This window comes from Heyndrickxia sporothermodurans (assembly GCF_003055045.1).
GTDB classification, from domain to species: domain Bacteria; phylum Bacillota; class Bacilli; order Bacillales; family Bacillaceae_C; genus Heyndrickxia; species Heyndrickxia sporothermodurans.
The window spans coordinates 1-10,124 of the sequence record NZ_NAZB01000058.1; the positions used below are offsets into that span (position 1 = coordinate 1).

The 10,124-nt window shown below is 35.0% G+C and carries 13 protein-coding genes; 12 read left to right on the forward strand and 1 reads right to left on the reverse strand.

What is annotated here, in order from left to right; translation table 11 throughout:
• The 10 genes from B5V89_RS17630 to arsC form a co-directional block, all read left to right on the forward strand.
• Positions 1 to 499 (forward strand): hypothetical protein (locus tag B5V89_RS17630; RefSeq protein ID WP_108073294.1); only part of this gene is annotated, 499 nt, incomplete at its 5' end.
• A gap of 899 nt (positions 500 to 1,398) precedes the next feature.
• Complete coding sequence (locus B5V89_RS17635; RefSeq protein ID WP_108073295.1) at positions 1,399 to 1,974, forward strand: type II toxin-antitoxin system PemK/MazF family toxin; 576 nt, start codon at positions 1,399 to 1,401, stop codon at positions 1,972 to 1,974.
• Positions 1,975 to 2,331: 357 nt separating this feature from the next.
• Positions 2,332 to 2,658, forward strand: a complete 327-nt coding sequence (locus B5V89_RS17640) for a DUF771 domain-containing protein (protein ID WP_066232003.1) — start codon at positions 2,332 to 2,334, stop codon at positions 2,656 to 2,658.
• 122 nt (positions 2,659 to 2,780) lie between these two features.
• Positions 2,781 to 3,248, forward strand: coding sequence for a MarR family winged helix-turn-helix transcriptional regulator (locus B5V89_RS17645; RefSeq protein WP_066232000.1), 468 nt, complete (start codon positions 2,781 to 2,783; stop codon positions 3,246 to 3,248).
• A 72-nt stretch (positions 3,249 to 3,320) separates the two neighbouring features.
• Entirely contained in the window at positions 3,321 to 3,821 is a 501-nt protein-coding gene (locus tag B5V89_RS17650) for an arsinothricin resistance N-acetyltransferase ArsN1 family A (RefSeq protein WP_066231998.1), read from the forward strand.
• Between the two features lie 86 nt (positions 3,822 to 3,907).
• Positions 3,908 to 5,275, forward strand: coding sequence for an NAD(P)-binding domain-containing protein (locus tag B5V89_RS17655; RefSeq protein ID WP_066231995.1), 1,368 nt, complete (start codon positions 3,908 to 3,910; stop codon positions 5,273 to 5,275).
• A 57-nt stretch (positions 5,276 to 5,332) separates the two neighbouring features.
• Complete coding sequence (locus B5V89_RS17660) at positions 5,333 to 5,539, forward strand: hypothetical protein (RefSeq protein WP_066231993.1); 207 nt, start codon at positions 5,333 to 5,335, stop codon at positions 5,537 to 5,539.
• A 79-nt stretch (positions 5,540 to 5,618) separates the two neighbouring features.
• Positions 5,619 to 5,963, forward strand: a complete 345-nt coding sequence (locus B5V89_RS17665) for an ArsR/SmtB family transcription factor (RefSeq protein WP_084347672.1) — start codon at positions 5,619 to 5,621, stop codon at positions 5,961 to 5,963.
• Positions 5,964 to 5,979: 16 nt separating this feature from the next.
• Positions 5,980 to 7,278 carry an arsenic transporter gene (locus tag B5V89_RS17670; protein WP_108073297.1) on the forward strand — a complete coding sequence of 433 codons (1,299 nt, stop codon included), beginning with the start codon at positions 5,980 to 5,982 and terminating at the stop codon, positions 7,276 to 7,278.
• Between the two features lie 13 nt (positions 7,279 to 7,291).
• The gene (gene arsC, locus B5V89_RS17675) at positions 7,292 to 7,714 is read left to right on the forward strand and encodes an arsenate reductase (thioredoxin) (protein ID WP_066231988.1); all 423 of its coding nucleotides are present in this window, start codon (positions 7,292 to 7,294) and stop codon (positions 7,712 to 7,714) included.
• A gap of 350 nt (positions 7,715 to 8,064) precedes the next feature.
• On the opposite strand, the gene B5V89_RS17680 is transcribed toward arsC, so the two are convergent.
• Positions 8,065 to 8,637: a TetR/AcrR family transcriptional regulator gene (locus B5V89_RS17680; RefSeq protein WP_108073299.1), complete on the reverse strand. Its 573-nt coding sequence runs from the start codon at positions 8,635 to 8,637 to the stop codon at positions 8,065 to 8,067.
• A gap of 194 nt (positions 8,638 to 8,831) precedes the next feature.
• On the opposite strand from B5V89_RS17680, the gene B5V89_RS17685 reads away from it, so the two are divergent.
• Together B5V89_RS17685 and B5V89_RS17690 are read left to right on the forward strand one after the other, a co-directional pair.
• A complete protein-coding gene (locus tag B5V89_RS17685) occupies positions 8,832 to 9,467 on the forward strand; it encodes an FMN-dependent NADH-azoreductase (protein ID WP_107921307.1) in 636 nt (211 codons plus the stop codon).
• Between the two features lie 38 nt (positions 9,468 to 9,505).
• Positions 9,506 to 10,124, forward strand: a 619-nt coding sequence (locus tag B5V89_RS17690) for a pirin family protein (protein WP_108073301.1), incomplete at its 3' end; no start/stop codon positions are given.

A 10,124-nucleotide genomic window follows, 5' to 3' on the forward strand; every position in this document is an offset into this window, starting at 1 on the left:
AAATTCGGGGGTTAATCCGATAGAGGGTCCATATAAATTTCAAGAGGTAAAATGCTTAGGCGTGGATGTTGCTTTATTTGGGTTCTCCATTATTTTTTGTTGGGAGAATGAACAAGCAAAATTAAATGAAGAAATTAGACAAGGTTTAATAGATAGGTTGGAAGAAAAACTACTTCAAGATTTTTATAGGGAATTAGAAGGTATTAGTTTGAATTTAACTTTAAATATTACTGTGGGAAGTGTGATAGAGAAAGCATACATTGCTACAAAACATTATTCAGAATCTGAATGGGATATTCTAGCGAAGTCAATGAAAGAATTCGAGGCTAACTTGGATATTAATAATAAGGGTGTAACTCCAAGGATATCTCTTGAAATAGATGTTCTAAGAGGATTAGAAGACCATCAATCTGAATTCAGGAAATTAAACACCTACGCTGAAGCAAAAAGGGCAGTGAATTTGAGTTATGTAATTAAATTAGTTGTATATGCTTACTAGATTAACACCACTACGAAATGATCAAACTTTTTTATAAAAACGACACTTGAATCTGCTGATAAAGAATCCATTTTAATCAATCTTTTTTCAAAATGGATTCTTTATATTCGTTGTAGAATTAGGGTTTGTGTGATATTTTTGATCAAACTTTATTTCAAAGCAACAATTGTTATGTCCCTGTTACTTTCCACTTCCCCACGCTAAAAAGTCGGTACCCAATGCTAAATAGTTGGTATCCAAGCGGAAAAGGAAGCAGGAAGAGCAGCGGGCAGTCTATTATGTAATCAATCGTTACTCAATCGGTTTTTTCAATAAAAAATCAATTAAAATTCAGGGCTGGGTCCATTAGTGATCCAGTCTTTTTCTTTTGCTCAATAACTGTCTATTCCCTTGTTCCATAAGGGTTTCAATCGTTTTTCCAATCAATAAATCCGTAGGATTTCCAATCTCTACTCAGTGTGTTTCCTAACTGTGATACCATCCTAGAATTGCTGCATTTCCTTTCTTTTCTCCTGATTCTTTCATCATTATCGGTACCAACTCTTTAACATTGTCCGAATATTCGATACAATCCAGAACGGAAAAAGGAGGGCGAAAATGGGGGTTTTGGGGAAGAACTTAATAACATAATGGAGGGAAGAAAAAAGGCGAGGTAAGAGGGGTTGGTCTTAGAACCGCAAGGGTTTGAGGAGAGTGAGAGGGAGATACCGACATTAAGACAGCTAAATAAAAGGGGCATGAGCCCTTGGGGGAGAGGGAGTTGAGGTGAGTGAGAAGGGGAAGGGGCGGTGGAACGTATTTTTTCTATGGGGACATAGTAGAGAAAAGAAAAATTACAAAATTGATAACTAGGATGTGGTATTATTGATTAAAGAGATATAATAGGGGGAAATAATTTAATGCAGATAGATCTATCTAAAACTCAAAGGTACTTAGAATGGTTGAAGACAAAACTTTTTTTGGATAGTATTGCGAATAAGGCCAAAAAAAGAGTTGTTAAACGTGGTGAGGTATACAAGTGTAATCTTGGTTATGGAGTAGGAAGTGAAGAATCTAAAGAAAGACCCTGTGTCATATTGCAAAGAGATGACGCAAATTCAACTTCACCCAATGTAATTGTTGCTCCAATAACTCATACTTCTTCTACCTTACCTGTTGTAATCCCGATTTCGGACAAGTTTGATGGGGATGGTAATTTAATTCTTGACGGAAATGTCTTATTAGGAAATATAGTATGTGTTAGTAAATCAAGACTAGGTGAATATATTTCCTCCTTGAGCAAGGATGAAATGAAGAGAGTTGACGAAGCTATAGCTATCGCCCTTGATGTAAAGCATTATTACGTTACAATAAATAATATGTTGGATGACAAATTGGTGTACATAGAAAAGCTAAAAAGTAAAATTAATACATTAGAATCTGAACTATCAGAAAAGGAAAGAAAGATAGAGGAATTAAGCATTTTGGGAAGCTAATGTATTTACTAAAAATATATTAGACAGATCTATTGTATTATGTTATTATAAAGGTACAAAATAGCTACTCACGAGTGTGGTAGATGTAAAATTATTCAAATGGGGGCTACGTGTGAGTCCCCTGTACTATTTTAATCAAAATAATGAATGAAATTAATGTAGCTGAATATAATATTAATACAAAATACTTTGAGACGAGTGCTCAAAGATGTAATATTTCAAAATTTGAGAAGTACGGGCGACTTCTCATGTGCCAAAAATCCCTCCTTAATATGGAGGGATTTTTGTATATATGGGGAGAGAACAAGAAATATTTTTTCTTATTTATAAAAAGATATATAATGGGTGGTTGAATTCTTGCAAAAACTACATGCAGAAATTGTAATAACAATTCCAGATGATATGGTGATTATAACAAAAGTTGAATATGAAGAATTAAAACAGAGTGAATTGTTAGGTGTCTATTGGAGTATGAAAGACCTTGAAAAACGTATAAATAAAAAATCAGATTGGATAAAGGAAAGTATTCTTTACCCACAAAGGTTTAAAAAGATTCTTGATATTGATAACGGAGGATTTGTTTATTATCCTGAAACAAAGGGGCAGAAATGGGCTTTTCAGGCTACTAAAATGGCAGAATTTTTGGAGACTAATTTTAGGAAGATATTTGGTTCAGATGTGTAGCTGTATTTAACCCTGTTCCCATTGGGTTTTGTACCTTTTTCGCTCAATCTCCTTTCAAAAGTCTTAATTAACGATTGACAAAGTCAATTATTGATTGTATCATTTACTTTGAGGTGACAGAAATGATTAGTTCTAATGAAGCAATTGAGATCAGAGAGATTCTTCAACAATTGGTTCGTGATTTTGGTTTGTTACAGCGTGAAGGTTCAGAATGTTGCGGAATAACAGTCCTGCAAAGTCACATTATATATGAATTGGATAAAAACCCCCGCATTTCCTTAATTGATCTGGCCGAGAAATTATCTATGGATACCGGAATGCTAAGTAGGCAGATCAATAAAGTGGTGGAATTAGGGTATGTTTCTCGAACCCCTGATCCTAACGATAGACGTTATGTTGTTTTATTACTTACTGAAAAAGGTCAAGTAAAAGCAAACGAAATCTCCGGTCAAATGAATCAATACATTGGGCAGATTTTAGGGTTTATTCCAAATGATAAACAGAATCAGGTTATAGATAGTTTACAGATCTTACTGAGTGCCATGAAGATGAATGATGGATCTGGTTCTGGTTGTTGTACCACTAAATAAATAGTGGTTTTCTTTTAAGAAAATATTTGACTTTGTCAAGTGTTGATAATAGCAATTAAAGGAGGGTACTTAATGATCATTAGAAAGGTCGAAATGACAGACTTGATAGAAGTTCTCGAGATATACAATCAAGGAATAGTTGACAGGGTTGCCACACTCGAAACTAGAAAGAAAGATCAAGACTATATCCATTCTTGGTTTAACAATCATCAAGGGAGATACGTTGGGTTAGTCGCAGAGAATGAAGAAAAAAGCATCGTCGGATGGGCAGCCATAAGTCCCTATAATCAAAGAGATGCCTATAAAGGAGTAGGTGAAATTTCTGTCTATATCCATCGTGACTATAGAGGAAAGGGGGCTGGTCAAAAATTGCTAAAACAACTTGAAATAGAAGCATTGAATCACGATTTTTATAAGTTGGTTTTATTTACTTTCCCATTCAATCTTTTAGGTCAAGGATTATATAACAAATTGCAGTACCGCCAAGTTGGGGTATTTAAGAATCAAGGAGTTCTTGATGGCAAATTTGTAGATGTAATGGCAATGGAAAAAATATTAGATACAACGTGTTAATCTATGCTTCAGTGTTTTACATACAGCAAATATCTCAATTACAAAGTCGAAGTAATCTTCTTTATAAAAATTTAAAGAGAGGAAAGATGAAAATGGAATGGATAGAAATCAAACCGACCTGTTGTCAAGCTGAAAAGGAATTGAAAGATACTAATAATGGAGAAAGCAAACATTTACCCGTTGCAATTATTGGGGCTGGTCCTGTAGGTCTTGCAGCAGCAGCCCATTTAGTAAGATATAATCAACAATTTATTCTTTTAGAATCTGGATCTCAAGTTGGGGCGAATATCCTAACATGGGGCCATGTTCGAGTATTTTCTCCTTGGAGATATAACATTGATAAATTTGCATCTAAACTTCTTAAAAAACAAGATTGGAATGAGCCAGACCTAAATGAATTACCTACTGGGAAAGACTTAGTTGAGCAATATTTAAAGCCGTTAGCAAATACCCCTGAAATTAAAAATTCGTTATTTGTTAATACAAAGGTTCTTTCAATTAGCCGAAAAAGCATGGATAAAATGAAAACGGCTAATCGGGAAAAACAACCTTTTGTGATTATTGCTGAGCAAAATAGGGAGTTTAAACAGTTTGAGGTGAGGGCGGTTATTGATGCAACTGGAACCTGGGGTAATCCTAATCCAGCAAATTCAAACGGCATTTGGTTAAAAGGAGAGGAGGGAATAAAAAATCAAATTTTCTATGGCATCCCAGATATTCTAGGGGTAGAGAAAAACCGTTATCTAAATAAACGTGTTGCTGTTATTGGAAGTGGCCATTCTGCCATCAATTCATTATTAGAGTTAGCAAAAATAAAAGATGAATACCCCGCAACAGAAATAGTATGGGTTTTAAGAAAAGAGAGGGTTGAAAATGCTTACGGAGGCGAGGAACTGGATGCTCTCGAGGCGAGAGGTGATTTAGGAAGTCGTATACACAAATTAGTGGATTCTGGCGTAGTTCAAGTTATTACTCCTTTTATGATTCAATACGTTAAAGGTAAAAATGGAAAAATCGAGCTAGTAGGGGAGACTAAGGGTGACTTAAAAACTTATTCAGATATAGATGAAATGATTGTTAATACTGGGAACCGTCCAGATTTTTCAATACTTCGGGAAGTAAGGACCAGCATTGATACAGCAACAGAAAGTGTTAAGGCTCTTGCACCACTAATTGATCCGAATATTCATAGTTGTGGAACGGTACGTCCTCATGGGGAAAAGGAATTACGGCAACCCGAAAAAGATTTTTATATCGTTGGAGCAAAAAGTTATGGTCGAGCACCAACATTTTTAATGGCGACAGGATATGAGCAGGTTCGGTCTGTAGTGGCATATTTATCAGGAGATTATGGAGCCTCTGAGAAGGTCGAGTTAGAATTACCTGAAACGGGTGTATGTAGTACGAATCTTAAAGTAACGAACGCTTCTTGTAGTTCAAATTCATGCTGCTAAAATTGTGTAATCAGAAGGGGGAGTTGAATAACTTTCCCTTTTATGGAGGTCATATTGATGCTTATTAATAATGGTGGTAATTTAAGTAAAGAATACTTCATAGCATATCTTAAATTAATTATGAGTAGTAGAAAATGCACCTTAGAAAAGGCAAAGGAAATCACGTTTGAGCGTCTATTTCAGAAAGACAAAAAAACACTTGGGAACATTTCTTTTGAACGTTTTACAAATGCGTATGAGGGTTTAAAAGAGGAAGGAAAGTGAGTTTGATATTTTTTTACTTGAACATATAAGTATATAGTTATATGATTATATAGGTTTAGAATTGCAAGGGGGGAATTAGGTGTTGCAAACAACCATCGAAATGGAGAATGCTGCTGTAATTTTAAAATTGCTTGGCGACAAAACAAGGCTAACAATGATGAAGTTAATAGATAATCAGGCTTGTTGTGTTTGTGAATTTGTTGAAATATTTCAATCTAGTCAGCCATCTATCAGCCAACATTTACGTAAATTGAAAGATTTAGGATTAGTTACGGAAGAAAGGAAAGGACAATGGATATTTTATTCAGTAAATAAAAGAAACGAGTATTATCAATTTATTAAACCCATTCTTGATCAACTACCTAATCAAGATTATAAATTAAAAGCACTTGAAGAAAAAGGTACACGAATTTCTTGTTGTTAAATTTGGAGGTATTATTTTGTCAACAACGCTTATACTTGCAATCATAATCTTTGTAGCTACTCTAGTCCTAGTAATTTGGCAGCCTAAAGGATTAAATATTGGTTGGTCCGCTTGTGGTGGGGCAATCATCGCCCTTTTAGTAGGAGTTGTCGGTTTTAGTGATGTTTTAGAAGTGATAGACATTACTTGGAACGCAACATTATCGTTTGTTGCAATCATCCTTATCTCATTAATATTAGATCAAATTGGTTTGTTTGAGTGGGCTGCTCTACATATGGCGAGGATTGCAAAGGGAAATGGAATTAAAATGTTTGCCTATGTAAGTATTTTAGGTGCTATTGTTGCTGCCCTATTCGCCAATGATGGGGCTGCATTAATATTAACACCAATTGTACTTGCCATGGTTCGAAACTTGAATTTTAAAGAAAAAATGGTGTTTCCGTTTATTATGGCTAGTGGCTTTATTGCCGATACAACTTCACTACCATTTGTAGTAAGTAACCTGGTAAATATTGTGTCTGCTGATTTCTTTGGAATTGGGTTTCTTGAGTATGCTTCGAGAATGATTATTCCAAACATTTTTTCACTAATTGCAACTATTGCAGTTCTACTTATTTATTTCAGAAAAAGTATACCTAAAACATATGATCTATCTAAATTAAGAAAACCAGAAGAAGCTATTAAAGACCAAAAATTGTTTAACCTTTCATGGTTTGTTCTTGCAGTTTTACTAATTGGTTACTTTACTAGCGAATTCATTAATATTCCTGTATCCATTGTGGCAGGGATTATTGCGATACTCTTTATTCTAATGGCTAGAAGAAGTGAAGCGGTCAATACGAAGGCGGCGATTAAAGGAGCCCCTTGGAATATTGTGTTCTTCTCGATTGGAATGTATGTAGTTGTTTATGGATTAGGGAATGCGGGGCTCACGTCCGTCTTGGCAAGTGTGATTCAAAATGTGGCTGAGGAAGGATTGTTTATTGCTACTGTTTCAATGGGCTTTCTTGCAGCTATATTATCTGCGGTTATGAATAATATGCCAACTGTAATGGTTGATGCTTTAGCAATTTCGGAAACTAATACGTCAGGTTTAATAAGAGAAAGCCTTGTTTATGCAAATGTTATTGGATCGGATTTAGGTCCCAAAATCACTCCAATTGGTTCACTTGCCACATTAGTATGGCTTCACGTTTTATCACAAAAAGGTGTGAAAATATCATGGGGAACATACTTTAAAACCGGTATTGTCCTAACGATACCTATCCTATTTATTACGTTAATTGGACTCTTTATTTCATTACTATTTTTCTAAAGGAGAATGAGTTATGGCTAAAAAAATAATCTACTTTCTATGTACCGGGAATTCTTGCCGAAGCCAAATGGCTGAAGGATGGGCAAAAAAATACTTAAATCAAGATGAATGGGAAGTAAAGAGTGCTGGAATTGAAGCACATGGACTGAACTCGAATGCGATTAAAGCAATGAATGAAGTGGAAATTAACATATCAAACCAAACTTCTGATATTATCCAACCGGAAATACTAAACAACGCTGAATTAGCTGTTACTCTTTGTGGTGATGCGAAAGATAAATGCCCTGTTACACCGCCTAATGTAAAACGGGAACATTGGGGATTTGATGACCCTGCAAAAGCAGAAGGAACGGAAGAAGAAAAATGGGCTGTTTTCCAACGTGTTCGTGATGAAATTGGTGAAAAAATTAAACGATTTGCCGAAACGGGAGAATAATAGTTAAGGCTTTACCCTTGCTTCCTTATCTTTCTTCTAATATATGTAGCTGTTATTTTCCTCTTTCCCATGCTAAAAAGTTCTTCCCAACTGCTTTATAGTTGGTATCCAAACGGTAAAGGAAGTGGGAAGAGCAGCGGGCAGTCTTATTCAATCAGTTATTTCAATCGTAAAATAAATACGAAACCAGGCTGGGTCTAATAGTGATCCAGTCTTTTTGATTCAATAATTACTGGTCTAATAATGCTTCAAATATCCGATATAATTGTTATCCAGACTGTAAAAATTGCTGTATTAAGAGCAAAAAGCGTTATATCCACTTGGAGTAACGCCTTTTTACTAAAGAAACTTTATACTATTTCATTCTTTAATAATTGCCTAATAGACAAACTTGCATCTTCAAAATAATCTTCAGGTGATTTATTACTGTTCTCTTTCCAATCAATTGAAGCTCCGTAAATCATCCAACTTAACATGGTCGAGTTCATTCTTAACTTTTCATCACCTTGATCCTTATATTTCTTTAATAGTAAATGAAAAATAATCTGTTCAAGCTCCTTTTTTAAAATGGCTTCGATATTCACGCTCATATCATGATAACTTCTTTGACATCGGGTTGATAAGCCCATATGGAATGTAGTAATAGATAAGAACAAACTCTTTAGCATTTCCTCGCTGAACTCTTCATTATTCGACAATTCCTTTAGTACATTCTCCAGTAAATCTTCTTTTATCACTTTTTCAAGCAAATCATATTTATCGAGAAAGTGACGATAAAAGGTTGCCCGGTTAATCATGGCTCCCTTTGTAATATCACTGATTGTGATACTGTTGAAATCCTTTTTTTCCAAGAGTTCTATAAAGGAATCAATAATAAACTTTCTTGTTCGAATTGAACGCAAATCCGTGTTTTCCTCAGTCATTAAAATACCTCCATTCCAGAATGATAAGACATATTTCGTGATTTGTGGCTTATGCAACAAAGTGAAGATTTTGTTGCTTGAGGGGTGAACAGATCATATCTATAATTTGATTATACAACAAGTGTTGTGTATGCAATAGTTGTAAAATCAATTCCCTTTTATTGTGGGAACAGGAATTTAGGAGGATTTATTAAATGAATTTATTAGTAGTTAAAGCAAATAATCGCCCAGAGGGTGTATCTAGTAAAATGTATGAAACCTTTATGGAGTCTATAAATGATGCAAAAAATCTTAATGTAACTGTCTATGATGTTTTTGAAGAAGATATGCCTTACTTTGGGCAGGAATTGTTCAATGCTTTCGGTAAATTACAAAGTGGCGAAGAACTATCGGAATTAGAACAACGCCTTCTAGCTGCAAAACAAAAAGCGAAAGATGTATTTGCTACAGCAGATGTAGTTGTATTTGTTTTCCCGTTGTGGAACTTAACAGTTCCTGCTAAACTTCATACATTTATTGACTACATTGATGAAGCGGGTTATACATTCAAATACGGTCCAGATGGTTCGCCGGTCTACTTAATGCCAGAGAAAAAGATTATTCTAATGAATGCAAGAGGTGGGTATTATTCTTCACCGGAAATGCAAAATATGGAACATGCAGTGAATTATATGAGAAGCATATTTGCTGGAATGTTTGGTATGGAAGTTACTGAAGAGGTTGTTATTGAGGGACATAATGCAAGTCCCGATAAAGCAGAGGAAATCATTGAAAATGGAATGCGTAAAGTAACTGAAACAGCAGAGAAATTAGCTTATCAATATGTTTAATCACACGGTGTAATAGATCCAAAAAAGGAGGACTTGAAATGTCTAATGAATCAATATTTCATAGAGATATAAAAGATTTTTGGTATCCAACATATAATAAAAATGGTTATCCACATGTCCAACAAGGAGTTATTCTTAATCCTGAGAGGAATCAAGAATTTTCTCCCTTTATTCTTATGGCTGAAGACTGGTATAAGCGTGGAGTCTTCGCCGATCATCCTCACCGAGGCTTTCAAACTGTAACGTATGTTGTTGATGGAAGGCTTGAACATATAGATAATGCGGGCGGCTATAGCCTTTTAAATGCTGGTGATGTTCAATATATGAATGCTGGATGGGCAGCTAGACATGCGGAAGAGGCTTATGATGATGACTTGATTCATACATTACAGGTATGGCTAAACCTTCCAAAAAGTTTGAAGCGTACAGAAACAGCTTATCAAAACATCTATGTTGAAGATGCTCCTGTAGTGAACTTTGAAGGTGGTTCGATTCGAGTTTATTCAGGTGATATTGCAGGAGTAAAAGGACCAATGAATAGTTTGGTACCTATTACGATGGCAGAAATTATCCTTCGTGAAGGAACAGAGTATACACATATTTTACCTGAGAATCATAATTCATTCTTGTACATGTTAAAGAGAAATCCCCTAAAAA

Coding starts and splice junctions, on each gene's coding strand:
- B5V89_RS17635 (WP_108073295.1), top strand. CDS start 1,399: ATGCAGATAGATCTATCTAAAACTCAAAGGTACTTAGAATGGTTGAAG.
- B5V89_RS17645 (WP_066232000.1), top strand. CDS start 2,781: ATGATTAGTTCTAATGAAGCAATTGAGATCAGAGAGATTCTTCAACAA.
- B5V89_RS17650 (WP_066231998.1), top strand. CDS start 3,321: ATGATCATTAGAAAGGTCGAAATGACAGACTTGATAGAAGTTCTCGAG.
- B5V89_RS17655 (WP_066231995.1), top strand. CDS start 3,908: ATGAAAATGGAATGGATAGAAATCAAACCGACCTGTTGTCAAGCTGAA.
- B5V89_RS17660 (WP_066231993.1), top strand. CDS start 5,333: ATGCTTATTAATAATGGTGGTAATTTAAGTAAAGAATACTTCATAGCA.
- arsC (WP_066231988.1), top strand. CDS start 7,292: ATGGCTAAAAAAATAATCTACTTTCTATGTACCGGGAATTCTTGCCGA.
- B5V89_RS17680 (WP_108073299.1), bottom strand. CDS start 8,637: ATGACTGAGGAAAACACGGATTTGCGTTCAATTCGAACAAGAAAGTTT.
- B5V89_RS17685 (WP_107921307.1), top strand. CDS start 8,832: ATGAATTTATTAGTAGTTAAAGCAAATAATCGCCCAGAGGGTGTATCT.